The organism is Sphingomonas faeni (genome assembly GCF_024273235.1).
Lineage (GTDB): Bacteria > Pseudomonadota > Alphaproteobacteria > Sphingomonadales > Sphingomonadaceae > Sphingomonas > Sphingomonas faeni_A.
Genome location: NZ_JANBVH010000060.1, coordinates 1 through 19971, shown reverse-complemented (window position 1 = coordinate 19971; position 19971 = coordinate 1). Strand labels below are relative to the sequence as shown.

General features: G+C 62.3%; 29 protein-coding genes. All 29 read left to right on the top strand.

What is annotated here, in order from left to right; all coding sequences use genetic code 11:
- A partial coding sequence (locus NLI89_RS20790) for an alpha/beta fold hydrolase (protein ID WP_368077314.1) occupies positions 1-501 on the top strand: 501 nt, incomplete at its 5' end.
- Positions 502-913: 412 nt separating this feature from the next.
- Positions 914-1285 carry a 30S ribosomal protein S12 gene (rpsL, locus tag NLI89_RS20785; RefSeq protein ID WP_010164594.1) on the top strand — a complete coding sequence of 124 codons (372 nt, stop codon included), beginning with the start codon at positions 914-916 and terminating at the stop codon, positions 1283-1285.
- A 136-nt stretch (positions 1286-1421) separates the two neighbouring features.
- On the top strand, positions 1422-1892 hold the full coding sequence (rpsG, locus tag NLI89_RS20780; protein WP_055872660.1) for a 30S ribosomal protein S7: 471 nt from the start codon (positions 1422-1424) through the stop codon (positions 1890-1892).
- A 123-nt stretch (positions 1893-2015) separates the two neighbouring features.
- The gene (gene fusA, locus NLI89_RS20775) at positions 2016-4112 is read left to right on the top strand and encodes an elongation factor G (RefSeq protein ID WP_254688672.1); all 2097 of its coding nucleotides are present in this window, start codon (positions 2016-2018) and stop codon (positions 4110-4112) included.
- Positions 4113-4326: 214 nt separating this feature from the next.
- Positions 4327-5520: an elongation factor Tu gene (tuf, locus tag NLI89_RS20770; protein WP_031393767.1), complete on the top strand. Its 1194-nt coding sequence runs from the start codon at positions 4327-4329 to the stop codon at positions 5518-5520.
- Positions 5521-5692: 172 nt separating this feature from the next.
- A complete protein-coding gene (locus tag NLI89_RS20765) occupies positions 5693-6811 on the top strand; it encodes a hypothetical protein (protein WP_254688671.1) in 1119 nt (372 codons plus the stop codon).
- Between the two features lie 233 nt (positions 6812-7044).
- The gene (rpsJ, locus tag NLI89_RS20760; RefSeq protein WP_007406109.1) at positions 7045-7353 is read left to right on the top strand and encodes a 30S ribosomal protein S10; all 309 of its coding nucleotides are present in this window, start codon (positions 7045-7047) and stop codon (positions 7351-7353) included.
- A 288-nt stretch (positions 7354-7641) separates the two neighbouring features.
- Positions 7642-8388, top strand: coding sequence for a 50S ribosomal protein L3 (gene rplC, locus NLI89_RS20755; RefSeq protein WP_056060507.1), 747 nt, complete (start codon positions 7642-7644; stop codon positions 8386-8388).
- Positions 8389-8390: 2 nt separating this feature from the next.
- Positions 8391-9029, top strand: coding sequence for a 50S ribosomal protein L4 (gene rplD / locus NLI89_RS20750; RefSeq protein ID WP_254688670.1), 639 nt, complete (start codon positions 8391-8393; stop codon positions 9027-9029).
- The gene (locus NLI89_RS20745; protein ID WP_056047618.1) at positions 9022-9336 is read left to right on the top strand and encodes a 50S ribosomal protein L23; all 315 of its coding nucleotides are present in this window, start codon (positions 9022-9024) and stop codon (positions 9334-9336) included. The genes rplD and NLI89_RS20745 overlap by 8 nt, the downstream gene beginning before the upstream one ends.
- A gap of 4 nt (positions 9337-9340) precedes the next feature.
- The gene (gene rplB, locus NLI89_RS20740; protein ID WP_254688669.1) at positions 9341-10180 is read left to right on the top strand and encodes a 50S ribosomal protein L2; all 840 of its coding nucleotides are present in this window, start codon (positions 9341-9343) and stop codon (positions 10178-10180) included.
- Between the two features lies 1 nt (position 10181).
- On the top strand, positions 10182-10457 hold the full coding sequence (gene rpsS / locus NLI89_RS20735) for a 30S ribosomal protein S19 (protein ID WP_031393761.1): 276 nt from the start codon (positions 10182-10184) through the stop codon (positions 10455-10457).
- Positions 10457-10834, top strand: coding sequence for a 50S ribosomal protein L22 (gene rplV, locus NLI89_RS20730; protein ID WP_056047621.1), 378 nt, complete (start codon positions 10457-10459; stop codon positions 10832-10834). The genes rpsS and rplV overlap by 1 nt, the downstream gene beginning before the upstream one ends.
- Complete coding sequence (gene rpsC / locus NLI89_RS20725; protein WP_055872646.1) at positions 10834-11541, top strand: 30S ribosomal protein S3; 708 nt, start codon at positions 10834-10836, stop codon at positions 11539-11541. The genes rplV and rpsC overlap by 1 nt, the downstream gene beginning before the upstream one ends.
- 15 nt (positions 11542-11556) lie before the next feature.
- Positions 11557-11991, top strand: coding sequence for a 50S ribosomal protein L16 (gene rplP / locus NLI89_RS20720; protein WP_031393758.1), 435 nt, complete (start codon positions 11557-11559; stop codon positions 11989-11991).
- Positions 11992-11995: 4 nt separating this feature from the next.
- A complete protein-coding gene (gene rpmC, locus NLI89_RS20715; protein ID WP_055872644.1) occupies positions 11996-12202 on the top strand; it encodes a 50S ribosomal protein L29 in 207 nt (68 codons plus the stop codon).
- Positions 12203-12212: 10 nt separating this feature from the next.
- A complete protein-coding gene (rpsQ, locus tag NLI89_RS20710; protein WP_031393756.1) occupies positions 12213-12485 on the top strand; it encodes a 30S ribosomal protein S17 in 273 nt (90 codons plus the stop codon).
- 267 nt (positions 12486-12752) lie between these two features.
- The gene (gene rplN / locus NLI89_RS20705; RefSeq protein WP_031393755.1) at positions 12753-13121 is read left to right on the top strand and encodes a 50S ribosomal protein L14; all 369 of its coding nucleotides are present in this window, start codon (positions 12753-12755) and stop codon (positions 13119-13121) included.
- The gene (rplX, locus tag NLI89_RS20700) at positions 13121-13438 is read left to right on the top strand and encodes a 50S ribosomal protein L24 (RefSeq protein ID WP_254688668.1); all 318 of its coding nucleotides are present in this window, start codon (positions 13121-13123) and stop codon (positions 13436-13438) included. Before rplN ends, rplX begins: the two co-directional genes overlap by 1 nt.
- Positions 13431-14054, top strand: coding sequence for a 50S ribosomal protein L5 (gene rplE / locus NLI89_RS20695; RefSeq protein ID WP_254688667.1), 624 nt, complete (start codon positions 13431-13433; stop codon positions 14052-14054). Before rplX ends, rplE begins: the two co-directional genes overlap by 8 nt.
- A gap of 159 nt (positions 14055-14213) precedes the next feature.
- Entirely contained in the window at positions 14214-14519 is a 306-nt protein-coding gene (gene rpsN, locus NLI89_RS20690) for a 30S ribosomal protein S14 (RefSeq protein WP_056015537.1), read from the top strand.
- A gap of 10 nt (positions 14520-14529) precedes the next feature.
- On the top strand, positions 14530-14925 hold the full coding sequence (gene rpsH, locus NLI89_RS20685; RefSeq protein WP_031393751.1) for a 30S ribosomal protein S8: 396 nt from the start codon (positions 14530-14532) through the stop codon (positions 14923-14925).
- Positions 14925-15458, top strand: coding sequence for a 50S ribosomal protein L6 (gene rplF / locus NLI89_RS20680; protein ID WP_254688666.1), 534 nt, complete (start codon positions 14925-14927; stop codon positions 15456-15458). The genes rpsH and rplF overlap by 1 nt, the downstream gene beginning before the upstream one ends.
- The gene (rplR, locus tag NLI89_RS20675) at positions 15458-15814 is read left to right on the top strand and encodes a 50S ribosomal protein L18 (RefSeq protein ID WP_031393749.1); all 357 of its coding nucleotides are present in this window, start codon (positions 15458-15460) and stop codon (positions 15812-15814) included. Before rplF ends, rplR begins: the two co-directional genes overlap by 1 nt.
- 3 nt (positions 15815-15817) lie before the next feature.
- Entirely contained in the window at positions 15818-16609 is a 792-nt protein-coding gene (rpsE, locus tag NLI89_RS20670; RefSeq protein ID WP_254688665.1) for a 30S ribosomal protein S5, read from the top strand.
- A 6-nt stretch (positions 16610-16615) separates the two neighbouring features.
- The gene (gene rpmD, locus NLI89_RS20665) at positions 16616-16792 is read left to right on the top strand and encodes a 50S ribosomal protein L30 (RefSeq protein WP_055872633.1); all 177 of its coding nucleotides are present in this window, start codon (positions 16616-16618) and stop codon (positions 16790-16792) included.
- Positions 16793-17049: 257 nt separating this feature from the next.
- Complete coding sequence (rplO, locus tag NLI89_RS20660) at positions 17050-17592, top strand: 50S ribosomal protein L15 (protein ID WP_056047631.1); 543 nt, start codon at positions 17050-17052, stop codon at positions 17590-17592.
- Between the two features lie 291 nt (positions 17593-17883).
- The gene (secY, locus tag NLI89_RS20655) at positions 17884-19248 is read left to right on the top strand and encodes a preprotein translocase subunit SecY (RefSeq protein ID WP_055872627.1); all 1365 of its coding nucleotides are present in this window, start codon (positions 17884-17886) and stop codon (positions 19246-19248) included.
- 52 nt (positions 19249-19300) lie between these two features.
- A complete protein-coding gene (locus tag NLI89_RS20650) occupies positions 19301-19951 on the top strand; it encodes an adenylate kinase (RefSeq protein WP_254688664.1) in 651 nt (216 codons plus the stop codon).
- Positions 19952-19971: the final 20 nt, after the last annotated feature.

Below are 19971 nucleotides of genomic sequence, written 5' to 3'. Positions count from 1 at the left end.
AGGGATCGCGGCGAGGAGGGTGTGCCCTATACAGACGTCGACACGCTGTGGGCGGGCGAGAAGAAGACGAGCTACGCGTCGATCAAGGCGTACCAGCTCGAGAATTATTATCACGGTGTGTGGAAGCCGTCCTATGATCGCTGGGTCTGGATGCAGGCGGGAATGTACCAGGGGGCTGGACGCGATACCGTTGCGCTCGCCCAGGCCAAGACCAGCGAGATGATCAAGACGCAGCCGGTCGCGCATGAACTGTACCGGATCACGCCGTCGACCACGCTGATAATCGGCACGCTCGACAAGACCGCGTTCGGCCGTGCGCAGGCGCCGGCGAATCTGCGCAAGTCCCTTGAGGCGATCCCGGCGGTTGCGCCGCGTGCGGTGAAGCAGATGCCGAATGCGAACCTGGTGATGCTCGAAGGGCTGGGTCACTCGCCACAGGTCGAGGACCCCGCACGATTCGAGAAGGCGCTGCTCGCGGTGCTGGGCGCGCGGTCGCGGTAGAGGAGGTGCGGCGATCCTCCCCCGCCAGGGGGAGGTGGCTGGCGCTTGCCAGACGGAGGGGGAGGTAAGGGTGACCTCTGTTCCGTGTCCGCCCCCTCCGTCGCCTTCGGCGCCACCTCCCCCTGGCGGGGGAGGATCAGAAAAAGGCACGGCGGAGACTAGAGCCGGAAGCGTCAGCGGAATCAGGTTGGCATTCGTGGCCACCCAAACCGATTCCGCCCCGTTGACCTCACCCCCGTCCTGACCTATAGGCGCGGCCTGTTCTTCGGGAGTCTTTCCCGCCGGGCATGCTTGAACATTGCTGGATGCATTCCAGGGCCTGAGGGGCGCGTCCGCGTTCCTATGGTCCTTTTTGTATTCTCAGGCGCCTCATGGCTCCAGCAAAGTAACCACTTGAAAGGTGAAGGCTTCAATGCCGACGATCAACCAGCTGGTCCGCAAGGGCCGCGATCCGCAGAAGGCCAAGTCGAAGGTCCCTGCGATGGAAGCAAATCCGCAGAAGCGTGGCGTTTGCACGCGCGTCTACACGACGACCCCGAAGAAGCCGAACTCGGCTCTGCGCAAGGTGGCCAAGGTTCGCCTGACCAACCAGCGCGAAGTCATCAGCTACATCCCGGGCGAGGGCCACAATCTTCAGGAGCATTCGGTTGTCCTGATCCGTGGCGGTCGTGTCCGCGATCTTCCCGGTGTTCGCTACCACGTCCTGCGCGGCGTGCTCGATACACAGGGTGTGAAGGACCGGCGTCAGTCGCGTTCCAAGTACGGCGCCAAGCGTCCGAAGTGATCATGCCGGGGGCATGATCATCCCGGAAAGATCGCTTCTCTAGCGGTCTTATCCGGGATCCACGCCTCGGAAGTTACGAAGCTTAGTAAGCCCCGGACGTGTTCCGGAACCGGCTGAAGTCTACAAGGAAATTGAAATGGCACGTCGTCGTCGTCCCGAAAAGCGGGTCATCCTGCCTGATCCCAAGTTCGGGGATGAGGTTCTGTCGAAGTTCATGAACAGCGTCATGCTGGACGGCAAGAAGTCCGTCGCAGAGCTGATCGTGTACGGTGCATTCGAAACCGTCGAGCAGCGCGCCAAGCGCGATCCGATCGGCGTTTTCCATGATGCGCTGAACAACGTGAAGCCGGGCATCGAAGTCCGTTCGCGTCGCGTCGGTGGTGCAACCTACCAGGTTCCCGTCGAAGTGCGTCCCGAGCGCGCCCAGGCGCTGGCGATCCGCTGGCTGATCGGTGCGGCACGTTCGCGCAGCGAGAACACGATGGCCGCACGGCTGTCGGGCGAGCTGATGGACGCCGCCAACAACCGTGGCAACGCGGTGAAGAAGCGTGAAGATACGCACCGGATGGCGGAAGCCAACCGTGCATTCTCGCACTACCGCTGGTAAAAGCGGGCTTCGAAGACTAGCATTGGTAACCGCGTGACGGGCGGTCTTTCGCCTGTAACGCAAACACCTATATATTGGGGAGCCGGCACGTTCGGCTCCCCATATCCTTAAGGAAGCACGATCATGGCCCGCAGCCATCCGCTCGACCGTTACCGTAACATCGGCATCATGGCGCACATCGACGCCGGCAAAACGACGACGACCGAGCGCATCCTCTATTACACCGGCAAGTCCTACAAGATCGGCGAAGTGCATGAAGGCACCGCGACGATGGACTGGATGGAGCAGGAGCAGGAGCGCGGGATCACGATCACGTCGGCTGCGACCACCTGCAAGTGGCGCGCCGAAGAAGGTAAGGGCGAAGAGCACCTTATCAACATCATCGACACGCCGGGCCACGTCGACTTCACGATCGAAGTTGAGCGTTCGCTTCGCGTGCTCGACGGCGCGGTTGCGTGCTTCGACGGCGTTGCCGGCGTCGAGCCGCAGTCCGAGACCGTGTGGCGTCAGGCCGACAAGTACGGCGTGCCGCGCATGTGCTTCATCAACAAGCTCGATCGCACCGGCGCCGATTTCTACTTCTGCGTCAACTCGATCATCGAGCGTCTCGGCGCGCGTCCGGCCGTGCTGTATCTTCCGATCGGCATGGAAGGCGGCTTCAAGGGCCTCGTCGATCTCGTCGAGAACCGCGCGATCATCTGGCTCGAAGAGAGCCTGGGCGCGAAGTTCGAATATGCCGAGATCCCCGCGGATCTGGCCGACAAGGCCGCGAAGTATCGCAGCGAGCTGATCGAGATGGCCGTCGAGCAGGACGATGCCCTCATGGAGGCCTATCTCGAAGGTAACGAGCCGAGCGTCGCCGACCTCAAGAAGCTGATCCGCAAGGGCACGCTGAGCATGGCGTTCGTGCCGGTGGTTTGCGGCTCGGCGTTCAAGAACAAGGGCGTTCAGCCCCTGCTCGACGCCGTCGTCGACTATCTGCCTTCGCCGCTCGACGTTCCCGCGATCCAGGGCCTGAAGCTCGACGGCGTGACGCCGGACGAGCGTCCTTCGTCGGACGACGTGCCGTTCTCGGCGCTGGCGTTCAAGATCATGAACGATCCGTTCGTCGGTACGCTGACCTTCGCCCGCATCTATTCGGGCAAGCTGGAGACCGCATCGCAGGTCACCAACTCGGTCAAGGACAAGAAGGAAAAGGTCGGTCGCATGCTGCTCATGCATGCGAACAGCCGTGAGGACATCCAGGAGGCTTTCGCCGGCGACATCGTCGCTCTCGCGGGTCTCAAGGACACCACGACCGGTGACACGCTCTGCGCGATGAACGCACCGATCATCCTCGAGCGGATGGAATTCCCCGAGCCCGTGATCGAGCTGTCGGTGGAGCCGAAGACCAAGGCCGACCAGGAGAAGATGGGCGTCGCGCTCAATCGTCTCGCACGTGAAGATCCTTCGTTCCGCGTGTCGTCGGACCCCGAGTCGGGCCAGACCATCATCAAGGGCATGGGCGAGCTCCATCTCGAGATCCTGGTCGATCGCATGAAGCGTGAGTTCAAGGTCGAGGCGAATGTCGGCGCTCCTCAGGTCGCGTATCGCGAGTATCTGAAGAAGCCGGTCGACGTCGACTACACGCACAAGAAGCAGTCGGGCGGTACCGGCCAGTTCGGTCGCGTGAAGGTCAAGGTCACGCCGGGCGAGCGCGGTTCGGGCATCACGTTCAAGGACGAGATCAAGGGCGGCAACATTCCGAAGGAATATCTGCCCGCGATCGAGAAGGGCTTCCGCGAAACCGCTGCGTCGGGTTCGCTGGTCGGCTTCCCGATCATCGATTTCGAGATCGTGCTGTATGACGGCGCGTATCACGACGTCGACTCGTCGGCGCTGGCGTTCGAAATCTGTGCGCGTGGCGCGATGCGCGAAGTTGCACAGAAGTCGGGCATCACGCTGCTCGAGCCGGTCATGAAGGTCGAGGTCGTCACCCCGGAGGATTATCTGGGCGACGTCATCGGCGACATGAACAGCCGTCGTGGCCAGATCCAGGGCACCGACAGCCGCGGCAACGCGCAGACGGTCGAGGCGATGGTCCCGCTGGCCAACATGTTCGGCTATGTGAACTCGCTCCGCTCGTTCACGCAGGGTCGCGCTCAGTACTCGATGCAGTTCTCGCACTATGACGAAGTGCCGCAGAACGTTGCGGACGAGGTGAAGGCTAAGTTGGCCTGAGCCTAAGGCGCACGGAGCCAGGGTAACCTGGCTCCGAGACGCCGCTAGGCCGGCCGGCCTCGGGCTCGCCCGAGGTCCGACGACACGGAATTCACTTCCGTGTCGGCCCCCTTCGCAAGGACGGGGCTGGCGCAACGCTTTAACAGCCGCTATTGGGCCGCGTTCGCGCGGTTCCCGGGGTGGCACCGGAATACGAATCAGAAGGTAGGAAACAATGGCCAAGGCAAAATTTGAGCGGAACAAGCCGCATCTCAACATCGGCACCATCGGTCACGTCGATCATGGCAAGACGTCGCTCACCGCTGCGATCACGAAGGTTCTGGCAGAGACGACCGGCGGTACCGCCGTCGACTTCGCCAACATCGACAAGGCTCCCGAGGAGCGCGAGCGCGGCATCACGATCTCGACCGCACACGTCGAGTACGAGACGGCCAACCGTCACTACGCGCACGTCGATTGCCCGGGCCACGCCGATTATGTGAAGAACATGATCACCGGCGCAGCCCAGATGGACGGCGCGATCCTCGTCGTTTCGGCGACCGATGGCCCGATGCCACAGACCCGTGAGCACATCCTGCTCGCACGCCAGGTCGGCGTGCCCGCAATGGTCGTGTTCATGAACAAGGTCGATCTGGTCGACGACGAGGAAATCCTCGAGCTGGTCGAGATGGAAATCCGCGAGCTGCTCAGCTCGTACGACTTCCCGGGCGACGACATCCCCGTCATCAAGGGTTCGGCTACCTGTGCACTGTCGGGTTCGAACCAGAAGCTCGGCGCCGACGCCGTCACCGAGCTGATGCAGGCTGTCGACGATTACATCCCGCAGCCCGAGCGTCCGCTCGACAAGCCGTTCATGATGCCGATCGAGGACGTGTTCTCGATCTCGGGTCGTGGTACGGTCGTCACCGGCCGCGTCGAGACCGGCATCGTCAAGGTCGGCGAGGAAGTCGAGATCGTCGGCATCCACCCGACCGTCCGCAAGACCACGGTCACGGGCGTCGAGATGTTCCGCAAGCTGCTCGACCAGGGCCAGGCTGGCGATAACGTCGGCGCGCTGATCCGCGGCGTCGCACGCGACGAAGTCGAGCGTGGCCAGGTGCTCTGCAAGCCGGGCACGATCAAGCCGCACACCGACTTCAACTCGGAAGTGTACGTGCTGTCGAAGGAAGAGGGTGGCCGTCACACGCCGTTCTTCGCCAACTACCGCCCGCAGTTCTACTTCCGTACGACCGACGTGACCGGCACCGTCGAGCTGCCTGAGGGCACCGAGATGGTCATGCCAGGCGACAACGTGTCGCTCGGCATCAAGCTGATCGCACCGATCGCCATGGACGTGGGCCAGCGCTTCACGATCCGCGAAGGCGGCCGTACCGTCGGTGCAGGCGTCGTCAGCCAGATCGACAAGTAAGCATCTTCTCCTTCGGGAGGTGATCGAAAAGAGCCCGGCTTCTTGCGAGAGAGGCCGGGCTTTTTCGTGTTTGGACACCGTGGCCTTTGCAGATTGCCATCGAGGTTCACCTGGAGAGACTATGCGTCTCAAAGGGCTCAGGTATGATCATTGCTTGTTAGGAGAGGTGCCCATGATAATTGCGCTGCTTTTTAACTGGGCCGCATATGAGCAGGACCTCAACTACTGGCATGAAATCCGGCGTGCGGTCTTTAGTCCCGGCATTATTCAGCGATCGAGGCGGCACATGAAGCTATCGATCGGCGATGTAATGACTGGCCTGGATGCCGGACAGGATGCCGAAAAACTCTACATCACGGCATTTGCCAATAGCGAATGGCGGCTTGTGGATGATGAGCGCTTGAGCAGCGGGTTCCCAACGATATTCGGCATGGTTTTCGAAAACATGCCGCGCTGGCTCGCTCAGCAATTGCATGAAGCACTAAATAACCACGAAGGCTACCTTGGAGCCGTGTCGGTCCACCTTGAATACGGCCCGCATCTAGCTCTTTACCGACTGCGTTTGCCGCTAGAATACCGTCTTGAAGGAACTCGCCTTAAGAGTTTCTTCTCGATGGGGAATGAGGACGGCTGTGATGAGTATGATTTGCAGGAGATGACCCAGTTAGGTTTTGACGACGTTGCGTTCGAAGATAGTGGTGCCAGCCGAACTATTTTGGATGATTACGACACGCCAAGGCATTTCGAACGAGTTGCCGGAATTCGGAATCTGCTTACGCGATCCTTAAAGGGGGGCGAGGATGACGCCTACGAACTGACAATGCTGTTAGAGGATCTCAGTCCTAAGCTGTTCAACGTCCTTGGCGCCGCTGCCGAACGGCTAGAAAACTCCGAAAACGAGGAGGATCTGGCTCAAGTTGCGCTTTCAGGTCGCCGGTACATGGAGCAACTGGCAGATGCGCTTTTCCCCGCTGAAGAAACTTCTGAGGGCGAGCGGAGCCTCAGCAAAGTAAACTACAAAAATCGACTATGGGCGTTTGCAGAAAATGCAACTGACCACGACCCATCCATTTTTGTGCCAATCGGGAAAGAAATCGATCGTATTGTAAAGGAGGTGAATGGGGGTTTGCACGCTGATCGACCGAAGGAGAGGGTGGAGCAATCGCTCTCTGATGCAGCAAAGCTAACCATATCGTTATTCGCTCTAGATCCAGAAGCGGTGAAAAACGGCTACCTTGCATATTCCGAAAGCCTCCGTGCGTTCGTGCGCGAATTGAGTCGTTCGAATTAGATGGGCCCGGATCCAAGCAGTGCGATCGGTATCCGAATGCAGTTCCTATGAGGCTTTGCGATCCGTTGCCGAAGCAGGGTCGAGGAAAATCCAACTTCGGCTACGGACCGAGCCGGAAAACCCGCAACCCCGGTTGCATTTCACCCGACTCTCCCGTAATGGCCCGCCTTCGGTTTAAACATCAACCAGCAAGAGCCCGGAAACGGGCCCGCTCTTTCGCATCGGTAGGGACTATGGACAGCAATATCCGCATTCGTCTGAAGGCGTTCGATCACCGCGTGCTCGATCAGGCCACCGGCGACATCGCCGACACCGCACGCCGCACCGGCGCGCTCATCCGCGGTCCGATTCCCCTTCCGACGCGCATCGAAAAGTTCACCGTGAACCGCGGCCCGCACATCGACAAGAAGTCGCGCGAGCAGTTCGAGGTGCGCACGTACAAGCGTATGCTGGACATCGTCCAGCCGACGCCGCAGACGGTCGATGCGCTGATGAAGCTGGACCTCGCCGCTGGCGTTGACGTCGAGATCAAGCTCGCCTAAGGGCTGGCGCGGCGCGGTCGACCGGTAACGGTCCCGCGCCGTTCGACATTGGGATACCGCCGTCGGTGAAAACCGACGGGGCAGCGTCCCCCGTCACGCTTCCGCACTTGCAGGAGCACCAGCCCGGGACGGGGGCACGTTTCGTATTTACCGGGTTGAACCGACTCCATTCAGGGCTTTTGCCGGGGATGGGGTCAGGTGGACGCATCATGGAGTTCGCTCCGGACATGGTCCGCAAGCCCCCGAGGAATAGTCCGACGGGGCCTCTGTCTAGGAAGGGACAAGATCATGCGTACTGGCGTGATCGCGAAGAAGATGGGGATGACCCGCCTGTTCCAGGAAGATGGTCGGCACGTGCCGGTCACCGTTCTGGCACTCGAAGGCAATCAGGTCGTTTCCGTTCGCGAAATGGATCGTGACGGCTACACCGCCGTCCAGCTTGGTGCAGGTGTCGCCAAGTCGAAGAATGTCGCAAAGCCGCAGCGCGGCCATTTCGGCAAGGCCGAAGTGGAGCCCAAGGCTGTCGTCCATGAGTTCCGTGTGAACGCAGACGGCCTGCTCGACGTCGGCGCCGAGATTTCGGCCGACCACTACGTCGCAGGCCAGATCGTCGATATCCAGGGCAAGACCCAGGGTAAGGGCTTCCAGGGCGGCATGAAGCGTTGGGGCTTCGGCGGTCTGCGGGCAACCCACGGCGTGTCGGTCTCGCACCGTTCGCTCGGTTCGACCGGTCAGCGCCAGGATCCGGGCAAGGTCTTCAAGAACAAGAAGATGGCCGGCCACATGGGCGACAAGTATCGCACCCAGCAGAACCTCGAGATCGTATCGACGGACGTCGAGCGTGGTCTCCTGTTCGTCAAGGGTTCGGTTCCTGGCTCCAAGGGCGGCTGGCTCTTCGTCAAGGACTCGGTGAAGGTCGCGCGCCATGCCGACGCACCGTTCCCCGCCGGTCTCAAGACCGCAAACAGCAACACCGCAGCAGACACGCCGGCCGAAACGACCGACGCACCTGCAGCCGACGGCCAGGAGGGCTGAGCGTGAAGATCAAGGTTTCATCTTTCGCCGGCACCCCCCAGAACGGGGACGCAGCGGACATCGAGCTCAACGACGAGGTCTTCGGCCTCGATCCGCGCGCCGACATCCTGCACCGTGTCGTCACCTGGCAGCTCGAGAAGCGTCGCGAGACGGCTCGTGGCACCCGTGAGCGCGCAGACGTCGCACGCACCGGCAAGAAGTTCGGTCGCCAGAAGGGCGGCGGTACGGCTCGTCACGGCGATCGTCGCGCACCTGTGTTCATCGGTGGTGGTAAGGCTCACGGCGCACGCGTCCGTGACTTCAACCCGTCGCTGAACAAGAAGGTTCGCTCGCTCGGTCTGCGGATGGCGCTCAGCAGCCACGCCAAGGCGGGTTCGCTGGTCATCATGGACAGCCTGGCTGTCGAGGGTGGCAAGACCAAGACGCTGCAGGGCGATCTCGCAAAGCTCGGCTTCGGCAAGCGTGCGCTCGTCATCGACGGCGACATGGTCGACACCAGCTTCGCATTCGCTGCGGGCAACCTGTACGAAGTGAACGTGATGCCGGCTGCCGGCGCGAACGTTTACGACATCCTGAAGCATGACACGCTGGTGCTGACGCGCGCCGCTGTCGAAAAGCTGGAGGCGCGCTTCCATGGCTAAGAAGCAGAAGGCGGGCATCGATAATCGTCATTACGACGTTATCCTGGCCCCGCACATCACCGAGAAGACGACGACCCTGTCGGAGTTCAATGCGGTTGTGTTCAAGGTATCGAACGATGCCACGAAGCCCGAGATCAAGGCGGCCGTAGAGGCGCTGTTCGACGTGAACGTCGTCGGCGTGAACACGCTCGTCCAGAAGGGCAAGACCAAGAAGTGGAAGGGCACGAACTACTCGCGCTCCGACATGAAAAAGGCAATCGTGACGTTGAAGGACGGTCAGTCCATCGACGTGACGACGGGGATCTGAGGCCATGGCACTCAAGCATTATAATCCGACATCGCCGGCCCGCCGCGGTCTCATCCTGGTCGACAAGTCGTCGCTCTGGAAGGGCAAGCCCGTCAAGGCGCTGACCGAAGGCAAGCACAAGACCGGCGGACGTAACAACAAGGGCCATGTGACCTCGCGCGGCATCGCCGGCGGTCACAAGCAGAAGTACCGTTACATCGACTTCAAGCGTCGCAAGTGGGACGTCGAAGGCACCGTCGAGCGGATCGAGTATGATCCGAACCGCACCGCGTTCATCGCCCTGGTCAAGTACCCGGACGAGGAACTCGCCTACATCCTGGCGCCGCAGCGTCTGGCCGTCGGCGACAAGGTTCTCGCGGCCAAGAAGACCGACGTGAAGCCAGGCAATGCCATGGAACTCGGTCAGATGCCGGTCGGCACCATCGTCCACAACGTGGAGATGAAGCCGATGAAGGGTGGCCAGATCGCCCGTTCGGCCGGCACGTACGTGCAGGTCGTCGGTCGCGACAAGGGCATGGTGATGGTGCGCCTCAATTCGGGCGAGCAGCGCTACATCCGCAGCGAGTGCATGGCGACGGTTGGCGCGGTTTCGAACCCCGACAACCAGAACCAGAACCTGGGCAAGGCAGGGCGTTCGCGCTGGCTTGGTATTCGTCCGCTCACGCGCGGCGTCGCCAAGAACCCGGTCGACCATCCGCACGGCGGTGGTGAAGGCCGTACCTCGGGTGGCCGTCATCCGGTTACGCCTTGGGGCAAGCCGACGAAGGGTGCGCGTACGCGTCATAACAAGTCGACCGACAAGATGATCATCCGGTCGCGTCACTCGACGAAGAGGAAGGGCTAACATGGCTCGTTCAGTCTGGAAGGGCCCTTTCGTGGACCTTCATCTGCTCAAGAAGGCAGAAACCGCCCAGGACACCAACGCGCGTTCGCCGATCAAGACCTGGTCGCGTCGCTCGACGATCCTGCCGTCGTTCGTGGGTCTCACGTTCAACGTGTATAACGGCCGCAAGTTCGTTCCCGTCTCGGTGAACGAGGACATGGTCGGCATGAAGCTCGGTGAGTTCGCGCCCACGCGCTACTTCCCCGGCCACTCCGCCGACAAGAAGGGCAAGCGCTGATGTCTAAGCAAGTCAGCCCGCGCAAGGTCGCGGACAACGAGGCGCTTTCGGTCGGTACGCAGATCCGTGGTTCCGCGCAGAAGCTCGGCCTCGTGGCTGCGCTGATCCGTGGCAAGAAGGTCGGCGATGCGATGAACATCCTCGCCTTCTCGACCAAGGGCATGGCGATCGAAGCGCGCAAGGTGCTGGCCTCGGCCATCGCCAACGCCGAGAACAACCATAACCTCGACGTCGACGCCCTCGTCGTCGCCGAGGCTTCGGTCGGCAAGTCGATCACGATGAAGCGCTTCGCTACCCGCGGCCGCGGCAAGTCGACCCGCATTCTCAAGCCATTCAGCCGTCTGCGCATCGTCGTGCGCGAGCAGGAAGAAGCATAATGGGTCAGAAGAGCAACCCCATCGGTCTGCGTCTGCAGATCAACCGTACCTGGGATAGCCGCTGGTACGCCGAAGGCGCCGACTATGGTCGGCTCCTGCTCGAGGATCTCAAGATCCGCGCATTCATCATGAAGACGCTGCCGCAGGCCGCGATCTCCAAGGTGGTCATCGAGCGTCCGGCCAAGCTGGCCCGCATCTCCATCTTCGCTGCACGCCCCGGCGTGATCATCGGCAAGAAGGGTGCGGACATCGAGAAGCTGCGTTCGACGATCGGCAAGATGACGTCGTCGACCGTGTCGCTGAACATCGTCGAGATCCGCAAGCCGGAAGTCGATGCGCGTCTCGTCGCGCAGGGCATCGCCGATCAGCTCGAGCGTCGTATCGCCTTCCGTCGCGCCATGAAGCGTGCGGTCCAGTCGGCGATGCGTCTCGGTGCCGAGGGCATCCGGGTGAACTGCGGTGGCCGTCTCGGCGGCGCCGAGATCGCACGGTCGGAGAGCTATCGTGAGGGTCGGGTTCCGTTGCACACGCTGCGCGCGAACATCGATTATGCCGAGGCTACGGCGCACACGTCTTACGGCGTGTGCGGCGTTAAGGTCTGGGTCTTCAAGGGCGAGATTCTCGGCAACGATCCGACGTCGTACGACCGCATCATGATGGAGGCTCAGACCTCCGGCGTGCGGCCGCAGCGCGACGATCGTCGCTAAGGGGCAGGAACAGACATGCTGCAACCAAAAAAGACCAAGTTCCGGAAGGCCTTCAAGGGCAAGATTTCGGGCGACGCCAAGAGTGGCTTCTCGCTCAATTTCGGCTCCTACGGCCTCAAGGCGATGGAACCCGACCGGATCACCGCACGCCAGATTGAGGCGGCCCGCCGCGCGATCACGCGTCACATGAAGCGCCAGGGGCGTTTGTGGATCCGCATTTTCCCAGACCTTCCGGTCTCGGGAAAGCCAGCCGAAGTCCGCATGGGTAAGGGCAAGGGCGCGCCGGAATACTGGGCCGCTCGCGTCAAGCCGGGTCGGATCCTGTTCGAGCTCGACGGCGTCGACGGCAAGATCGCCGCCGAGGCGTTCGAGCGGGCGGCCATGAAGCTGCCGATCAAGGTAAAGGTCGTTGCCCGCCTGGGCGACACCTCGCATCTGGGAGGCGAGTAAGATCATGGCTCGTATCGACGACATGAAGACCAAGAGCGACGACCAGCTGTCGGAGTCGCTCGGCGAACTGAAGCGCGAGCAGTTCAACCTGCGCTTCCAGGCCGCCACGAACCAGCTCGAAAAGCCGAGCCGCGTTCGTGAGGTCCGCCGCGACATCGCTCGCATCAAGACCCTGCAGGCTCAGCGCACCAGCGCTGAAGCCGCGAAGTAAGGAACACATCATGCCGAAGCGCGTGCTGACCGGTCTGGTCGTGTCCGACAAGGGCGACAAGACGGTGGTCGTGAACGTCGAGCGTAAGGTGAAGCACCCGCTCTACGGGAAGATCATCCGTCGCTCGAAGAAGTATCATGCTCATGACGAGAGCAACGAGTTCAAGCAGGGTGAGACCGTTCGGATCGAAGAGACCGCACCGATCTCCAAGCTGAAGACCTGGAAGGTGATCGAGCGGGTCAACACCCACGCGACGCCGGAGCGGGCTTCGGCCGAGGGCTGAACTGGTACGCTCCAAACCCCGTCATCCCAGCGAAAGCTGGGATCTCGTGGTGAGGGGCGATCGGCTCGAACAGGGATACCCCAGCTTTCGCTGGGGTGACGGGTTTGAGTTAAGAGGGCAGGGGGGAAGCCTCCTGCGCTCTTGTTTTCGTAAACGGGAACGGCTAAGCGGCCGCTCCTCCCCGCTGCGGTTCATCCGTGGCGGGGTGATTTTTTAGGCGGGGTTCGGTCGGTATCGACCCCAGAGACAGAGAAGGGATACGGATCCATGATCCAGATGCAGTCCAATCTCGACGTCGCTGACAACAGCGGCGCGAAGCGGGTGCAGTGCATCAAGGTGCTTGGGGGTTCCAAGCGTCGTGTTGCAGGCGTTGGCGACATCATCGTCGTCAGCATCAAGGAAGCGCAGCCACGTGGCCGTGTGAAGAAGGGCGACGTTCACCGCGCGGTGATCGTGCGTACCGCCAAGGATATCCGCCGTGCAGACGGTACGGTCATCCGCTTCGACGGCAACGCCGCGGTGCTGGTCAACAAGAACGAGGAGCCGATCGGCACCCGTATCTTCGGCCCAGTCGTTCGCGAGCTGCGCGGCAAGAAGCACATGAAGATCATCAGCCTCGCGCCGGAGGTGCTGTAATGGCGTCGCAGCGTATCAAGAAGGGTGACAAGGTCATCGTCCTGTCCGGCAAGGACAAGGGCAAGACCGGTGAAGTCACTATGTCGATGCCGAAGACCGACAAGGTCGTCGTATCGGGCGTCAACATCGCCGTGCGCCACACCAAGCCGACTCAGGGTGACCCGCAGGGTGGCCTGATCCGCAAGGAAGCACCGATGCACGTTTCGAAGGTCGCGCACGTGACCGCAGACGGCAAGCCGACCCGCGTCCGCTTCGAGGAGCAGGACGGCAAGAAGGTCCGCGTCGCCGTCAAGACCGGGGAGAAGATCAATGGTTGATCAGAACACGGGCGCCGACAAGGCTGGCACCGAGGTCGCCTACACGCCGCGCATGCGGAAGATGTACGACGAGACGATCATCAAGGCGATGACCGAGAAGTTCGGCTACAAGAACGTCATGGAGATCCCCCGGATCGACAAGATCGTGCTGAACATGGGCGTCGGCGAGGCCACGCAGGACAAGAAGAAGGTCGACCAGGCTGCTTCCGAAATGGAGCTGATCGCCGGCCAGAAGCCTGTCGTGACGAAGGCCAAGAAGTCGATCGCGCAGTTCAAGCTGCGTGAGGGCATGCCGATCGGCGTGAAGGTCACCCTTCGCCGCGAGCGCATGTACGAGTTTCTCGACCGTTTCATCACGATCGCTCTTCCCCGCGTCCGCGATTTCCGCGGCCTCAACCCGAAGAGCTTCGATGGCCGTGGTAACTATGCCTGCGGTATCAAGGAGCAGATCGTGTTCCCAGAAATCAGCTATGACCGGGTCGACAAGGTCCGCGGCATGGATGTGATCGTGACGACGACCGCAAAGACCGACGACGAGGCTCGCGAGCTTCTTCGTCTGTTCGGTTTCCCGTTCCCGATCGAAGACGACGCTGCCGACGAGAAGAAGGCAGCTTAAAAGAACTCCCTCTTCCCTCGGGGAGAGGGTTGGGGAGAGGGGGAGTGAGTCTCCCTCGCCCCGCCCTAAAACTGGAGGCGCGGTCCTGCTGGGCTGCCCCTCACCCCGACCCTCTCCCCGGAGGGGCGAGGGGGCATAAGAAAGAAAGAACTTAAGTCGATGGCGAAACTGAGTTCAGTCAACAAGAACGAGCGCCGCAAGCGCATGGTCAAGCAGTATGCCCCGAAGTACGCGGCACTGAAGGCGATCGCAGCGGACAAGACGCTCGACGATGGTGAGCGTCTGATCGCTCGCCTCAAGATGGCGGCACTGCCGCGCAACGCGAACCCGACCCGCATCCGTAACCGGTGCGAGCTGACCGGTCGCCCGCGCGCCTATTACCGCAAGTTCCGGCTCTGCCGTATTCAGCTGCGCGATCTGGCCAACAAGGGCCTCATCCCCGGCGTCACGAAGTCGAGCTGGTAAGGACTAAATCATGGCAGTGACCGATCCCCTGGGTGATTTGCTCACCCGCATCCGTAATGGCCAGCGCGCGAAGAAGGACTCCGTCCTCACGCCGGCGTCGAAGCTGCGCGTCCGCGTGCTCGACGTTCTGCAGCGCGAAGGCTATATCCGTGGCTATAGCGAAGAGCAGATGGGCCCCGCGGCCGGCCTTCGCATCGAGCTGAAGTATTTCGAGGGCCAGCCTGCGATCAAGCATGTCGCGCGCGTCTCGAAGCCCGGCCGTCGCGTCTATTCCGGCTCGCAGGAACTCCCGCGCGTCCGTAACGGCCTCGGCATCACCATCGTCTCGACGCCCCGCGGCGTGCTTTCGGATTCCGAAGCACGCGAGCAGAACGTCGGCGGCGAAGTCCTCGCGGAGGTGTTCTGATGAGCCGTATTGGTAAGAAGCCGGTCACCGTACCGGCAGGCATCACGCCGACCATCGAGAACAAGCAGCTGACGATGAAGGGCCCCAAGGGCACCCTCAAGATGCCGCTTCGCGACGAGATCAGCTACACGATCGAAGACGGCGGCATTTCGGTGCAGCCGGCCAACGACACCAAGCGCGCGCGCGCGTTCTGGGGCATGCAGCGGACCATGGTGCAGAACCTGGTCACCGGCGTGTCGGAGGGCTTCACCAAGAAGCTGCTGATCAACGGCGTCGGCTATCGTGCTGCTGCCCAGGGTCGCAACCTCAAGCTGCAGCTCGGCTACAGCCACGACGTCAACATCGACGTGCCGGAGGGGATCGACGTCAAGACCCCCGACAACACGACGATCGAGATCTCGGGTACGGACAAGCAGATGGTCGGCCAGCTGGCCGCGGAGATTCGTCAGTGGCGCAAGCCCGAGCCTTACAAGGGCAAGGGTATCAAGTACGACGGCGAGTTCATCTTCCGCAAGGAAGGGAAGAAGAAGTAATGACCAAGGGACTTTCTCTTTTCGCCAAGCGGCGTCGCCGCAATCGTACCGCGCTTCGCGCGCGTGCAGGCACCCGTCCGCGGTTGTCGGTGCATCGCTCGGGCAAGCACATCTATGCCCAGGTGATCGACGATGCCGCCGGCACGACGGTCGCATCGGCCTCGACGCTGGAGAAGGACGTGCGCGGCACGTCCGGCGCCAACATCGACGCGGCGACTTCGGTCGGCAAGCGCGTCGCCGAGGCTGCCAAGGCAGCGGGCGTGACCCAGGTCGTGTTCGATCGCGGCGGCTTCCTCTACCACGGTCGCGTGAAGGCTCTTGCCGATGCCGCGCGCGAAGCCGGATTGGAGTTCTAAGACATGGCTGACGAAAACAACACGCCAGCGGTAATCGCACCCGAGACGACCGCGCAGGACGTCACGGCTCAGGCTGTGCCGCAGAGCACTGGCTACCAGGGCAACACCGGCGGTGGCCGTGGTCGTCCGGGTGGCGGCGGCGGTGGCGGTCGTGGTGGCCCCGGTGGCGGTCGCAGCGGTGGCCCCGGTGGCAATCGCGGTGGTCGTGACGGCGGTCGCGGTGGTCGCGACAATCGTGGCGGTCGTCCCGGTTCGGACGATGGCGGCGAAGAACTGATCGAGAAGCTGGTGCACATCAACCGCGTCTCGAAGACGGTCAAGGGCGGTAAGCGCTTCGGCTTCGCAGCGCTCGTCGTCGTCGGCGACGGCAAGGGTCGTGCAGGCTTCGGTCATGGCAAGGCACGCGAAGTGCCGGAAGCCATCTCGAAGGCGACGGCTGCTGCCAAGAAGAAGATGGTTCGCGTTCCGTTGAAGGACGGTCGCACGCTGCATCATGACGGCAACGGTCACTTCGGTGCCGGCAAGGTCACGCTGCGGTCGGCACCTCAGGGTACCGGCATCATCGCCGGTGGCCCGATGCGCGCCGTCTTCGAATCGCTGGGCGTTGCGGACGTTGTCACCAAGTCGGTCGGCACGTCGAACCCCTACAACATGATCCGCGCCACGTTCGAGGCCCTTGGCGAGCAGACCTCGCCCAAGGCCGTCGCACAGCGTCGCGGCAAGAAGATCGCCGACCTGCTCGGCCATGGTGGTTCCAAAACCGCCGAGGCCGATGCAGCTGCGATCACGGAGTAAGCGATCATGGCAACCATCAAGATCACGCAGACCGGTTCGCCGATCCGCCGCGAGAAGGACCAGCGCGCAACGCTGATCGGTCTCGGTCTCAACAAGATGCACAAGACCCGCGAGCTGGAAGACAGCCCAGAGGTCCGCGGCATGATCCGCAAGGTGCAGCACATGGTCAGCGTCGAAGGCTGAGCCACTTGCTATCCTCCCCCGCCAGGGGGAGGTGGCAGGCATAGCCTGACGGAGGGGGCGGGAAGGGCGACATCGGTTGCGTACCCTCCCCCTCCGTCACCTTCGGTGCCACCTCCCCCTTGCGGGTGAGGATCGGACCGGAGCCGCTACCTAGTGACAAATACGGGGAAGGGGGCTAACGGCCCCCTTTCTCATTCCAGATTCTATTCAACCCCGGTTTTTAACCAGCGCGTAACAAGCGAAAGCGAGTGCATACCATGAAGCTCAACGAACTCCGCGATAACGAAGGTGCCCGTAAGTCCAAGATGCGCGTCGGACGCGGCATCGGCTCGGGCAAGGGCAAGACCGCAGGCCGCGGCCAGAAGGGCCAGAAGAGCCGCGAGGGCGTGTCCATCGCCGGCTTTGAAGGCGGCCAGATGCCACTCCACATGCGTCTGCCTAAGCGCGGCTTCAACAACATCTTCCGCAAGGACTTCGCAGAGGTCAACCTCGGCGCGATCCAGCTCGCGGTCGACGCCGGCAAGATCGAGGCGAACGCCACGCTCGACCACGACGCGCTGAAGGCCGCTGGCCTGGCACGCGGCGGCAAGGACGGCGTCCGCCTCCTCGCCAAGGGCGAGCTGACCACGGTCCTCTCGTTCACCGTCGACGGCGCGTCGAAGGGCGCGATCGAAGCGGTCGAGAAGATCGGCGGCAAGGTTGAGGTGATCCACTTCGTCCCCGCAGCCGAAAAGGCTGCCGCCAAGAAGGGCGTGAAGTACAAGGAGCGTGCGGCGCACAAGGCGTCGTTCAAGGCTTAAGCCGAACCGGAAGGGGGCGGGTGCAAAAGCGCTGGCCCCCTTTTTATTTGGCTACCTAGCGTCTTCTCGCCGCTCACTTCCGTTCAGGGACTTCTCTTCCTCCGTTCGCCCTGAGCGAAGTCGAAGGGTACGTCACTTGGGGCAATGTCCTTCGACTTCGCTCAGGACGAACGGGACAGGGGGCGGCCGGAATTCGTCTAGCCATTAGACAAGCGCGCCCGTGCGCCTATATGAGCGGCGGGGGCGGTCACAACGCATCCCGCCTTCTTTGTTTCCAGGACGATCACACGCATGGCATCCGCAGCCGACCAGATGGCGCAAAGCATCAGCCTTTCGAAATTCGCGAAGGCGACCGACCTCAAGAAGCGGTTGTGGTTCACGATCGGTGCGCTGATCATTTTCCGCCTGCTCAGCTATGTCCCGCTGCCGGGTGTCGACCCGACCGCGCTCGGCCTGCTCTCGCAGCAGACCCAAGGCGGCGTGCTCGATTTCTTCAACACCTTCTCGGGTGGTTCGCTCAGCCGCATGTCGCTGATCGCGCTCGGCGTGATGCCCTACATCACCGCCTCGATCGTGGTGCAGCTCGCGACCTCGCTGTCGCCGACGCTCGCCGCCATCAAGAAGGACGGCGAATCGGGCCGCAAGCGCCTCAACCAGTATACGCGCTACGGCACCGTCGGCCTGACCGCGGTGCAAGGCTATTTCATCGCCGTCGGCCTTGAGACGCTCGGCGCCGCACAGGGCATTCAGGCGGTCATCGAGCCCGGCATGATGTTCCGCGTTGCCGCGGTCATCTCGCTGATCGGCGGGACGATGTTCCTGATGTGGCTCGGCGAGCAGATCACCAGCCGCGGCATCGGCAACGGCGTTTCGCTGATCATCATGGCCGGCATCGTTGCGCATCTGCCCGTCACGCTCGTCAACCTGCTCGAAGGCGGCCGCTCGGGCTCGCTCGATCCGATCAAGCTGATCGGCATCGTCGTCGCGGTGGTCGTGCTAATCCTCTTCATCTGCTTCATGGAGCGCGCCCAGCGCCGCATCCTGATCCAGTATCCCAAGCGCCAGACGCAGCGCGGCATGCAGGCCGATCGCAGCCATCTGCCGCTGAAGATCAACACCGCCGGCGTGATTCCGCCGATCTTCGCCTCGTCGCTGCTGCTGATGCCGCTGACGATCTCGCAGTTCGCCGGACAGCGTGTCGCGGGCGAATCGAAGTGGGGTGATTTCATCATCACCCTCAACCAGTACCTGCAGCACGGCAGCCCTGTGTACATGCTGCTGTACGGCGCCGGCATCATCTTCTTCTCGTTCTTCTACACCGCGGTCGTCTTCAACCCCGAGGAAACCGCCGACAATCTGAAGCGCAATGGCGGGTTTATCCCCGGCATCCGCCCAGGCAAGAACACCGAGAATTACTTCGATTACGTGCTGACGCGCATCACCGTGATCGGTGCCGCGTATCTGACGATCATCTGCCTGTTGCCCGAGTATCTGGTGACCGCGTTGCAGATCCCGTTCTATCTCGGCGGCACCAGCCTGCTGATCGTCGTCAACGTGACGATGGACACGGTGACGCAGATTCAGTCCCACCTGCTGGCACACCAGTATGGCGACCTGATCAAGAAGGCGAAGCTCAAGGGCAATCGACTTCGTTAAGCTGCGGGGCTAACCCGAGTTAAATCCCGCACGAACGAGGGGAGTGCGTTTCGTGAATATCATCCTTCTTGGACCGCCTGGCGCGGGCAAGGGCACCCAGGCCGCCACGCTCGTCAGCGAGCGCGGCATGGTGCAGCTTTCGACCGGCGACATGCTGCGTGCAGCGGTCGCCGCCGGAACCCCGGTCGGCCTCCAGGCGAAGTCCGTGATGGCGTCGGGCGGTCTAGTTTCGGACGAGATCGTGTCGGGCATTATCGGCGAGCGTCTCGACCAGCCGGATACGGCGAACGGCGTCATCTTCGACGGCTATCCGCGGACGGCCGCGCAGGCGGAGGCGCTGGACGGTCTGCTGGCTGATCGCGGTCGTACGCTCGACTACGTCATCGAGTTGGGCGTCGACGAAGCCGCGCTGATCGACCGCGTCGTCGGCCGCTATACCTGCGCCAACTGCGGCACGGGCTATCACGATCGCTACAAGAAGCCGGTCGTGGCGGGCGTCTGCGACGTCTGTGGCTCGACCGAATTCAAGCGCCGTCCCGACGACAATGCCGAGACGGTCCATAATCGCATGGCCGAATACCGCGCGAAGACGGCACCGATCCTTCCGATCTACGACGCTCGGGGCTTGGTTCACCGGGTCGACGGCATGGCGGATATCGCGCATGTCGGTTCGGCGATCGCTGCGATCCTCGACGGGAAGTAAGCGTAACCAATCGGAGGTAA

Bases quoted from the DNA above. Each gene is read 5' to 3' on its own strand.
- rpsL (WP_010164594.1), top strand. From the start codon at position 914: ATGCCGACGATCAACCAGCTGGTCCGCAAGGGCCGCGATCCGCAGAAG.
- rpsG (WP_055872660.1), top strand. From the start codon at position 1,422: ATGGCACGTCGTCGTCGTCCCGAAAAGCGGGTCATCCTGCCTGATCCC.
- fusA (WP_254688672.1), top strand. From the start codon at position 2,016: ATGGCCCGCAGCCATCCGCTCGACCGTTACCGTAACATCGGCATCATG.
- tuf (WP_031393767.1), top strand. From the start codon at position 4,327: ATGGCCAAGGCAAAATTTGAGCGGAACAAGCCGCATCTCAACATCGGC.
- NLI89_RS20765 (WP_254688671.1), top strand. From the start codon at position 5,693: ATGATAATTGCGCTGCTTTTTAACTGGGCCGCATATGAGCAGGACCTC.
- rpsJ (WP_007406109.1), top strand. From the start codon at position 7,045: ATGGACAGCAATATCCGCATTCGTCTGAAGGCGTTCGATCACCGCGTG.
- rplC (WP_056060507.1), top strand. From the start codon at position 7,642: ATGCGTACTGGCGTGATCGCGAAGAAGATGGGGATGACCCGCCTGTTC.
- NLI89_RS20745 (WP_056047618.1), top strand. From the start codon at position 9,022: ATGGCTAAGAAGCAGAAGGCGGGCATCGATAATCGTCATTACGACGTT.
- rplB (WP_254688669.1), top strand. From the start codon at position 9,341: ATGGCACTCAAGCATTATAATCCGACATCGCCGGCCCGCCGCGGTCTC.
- rpsS (WP_031393761.1), top strand. From the start codon at position 10,182: ATGGCTCGTTCAGTCTGGAAGGGCCCTTTCGTGGACCTTCATCTGCTC.
- rplV (WP_056047621.1), top strand. From the start codon at position 10,457: ATGTCTAAGCAAGTCAGCCCGCGCAAGGTCGCGGACAACGAGGCGCTT.
- rpsC (WP_055872646.1), top strand. From the start codon at position 10,834: ATGGGTCAGAAGAGCAACCCCATCGGTCTGCGTCTGCAGATCAACCGT.
- rplP (WP_031393758.1), top strand. From the start codon at position 11,557: ATGCTGCAACCAAAAAAGACCAAGTTCCGGAAGGCCTTCAAGGGCAAG.
- rpmC (WP_055872644.1), top strand. From the start codon at position 11,996: ATGGCTCGTATCGACGACATGAAGACCAAGAGCGACGACCAGCTGTCG.
- rpsQ (WP_031393756.1), top strand. From the start codon at position 12,213: ATGCCGAAGCGCGTGCTGACCGGTCTGGTCGTGTCCGACAAGGGCGAC.
- rplN (WP_031393755.1), top strand. From the start codon at position 12,753: ATGATCCAGATGCAGTCCAATCTCGACGTCGCTGACAACAGCGGCGCG.
- rplX (WP_254688668.1), top strand. From the start codon at position 13,121: ATGGCGTCGCAGCGTATCAAGAAGGGTGACAAGGTCATCGTCCTGTCC.
- rplE (WP_254688667.1), top strand. From the start codon at position 13,431: ATGGTTGATCAGAACACGGGCGCCGACAAGGCTGGCACCGAGGTCGCC.
- rpsN (WP_056015537.1), top strand. From the start codon at position 14,214: ATGGCGAAACTGAGTTCAGTCAACAAGAACGAGCGCCGCAAGCGCATG.
- rpsH (WP_031393751.1), top strand. From the start codon at position 14,530: ATGGCAGTGACCGATCCCCTGGGTGATTTGCTCACCCGCATCCGTAAT.
- rplF (WP_254688666.1), top strand. From the start codon at position 14,925: ATGAGCCGTATTGGTAAGAAGCCGGTCACCGTACCGGCAGGCATCACG.
- rplR (WP_031393749.1), top strand. From the start codon at position 15,458: ATGACCAAGGGACTTTCTCTTTTCGCCAAGCGGCGTCGCCGCAATCGT.
- rpsE (WP_254688665.1), top strand. From the start codon at position 15,818: ATGGCTGACGAAAACAACACGCCAGCGGTAATCGCACCCGAGACGACC.
- rpmD (WP_055872633.1), top strand. From the start codon at position 16,616: ATGGCAACCATCAAGATCACGCAGACCGGTTCGCCGATCCGCCGCGAG.
- rplO (WP_056047631.1), top strand. From the start codon at position 17,050: ATGAAGCTCAACGAACTCCGCGATAACGAAGGTGCCCGTAAGTCCAAG.
- secY (WP_055872627.1), top strand. From the start codon at position 17,884: ATGGCATCCGCAGCCGACCAGATGGCGCAAAGCATCAGCCTTTCGAAA.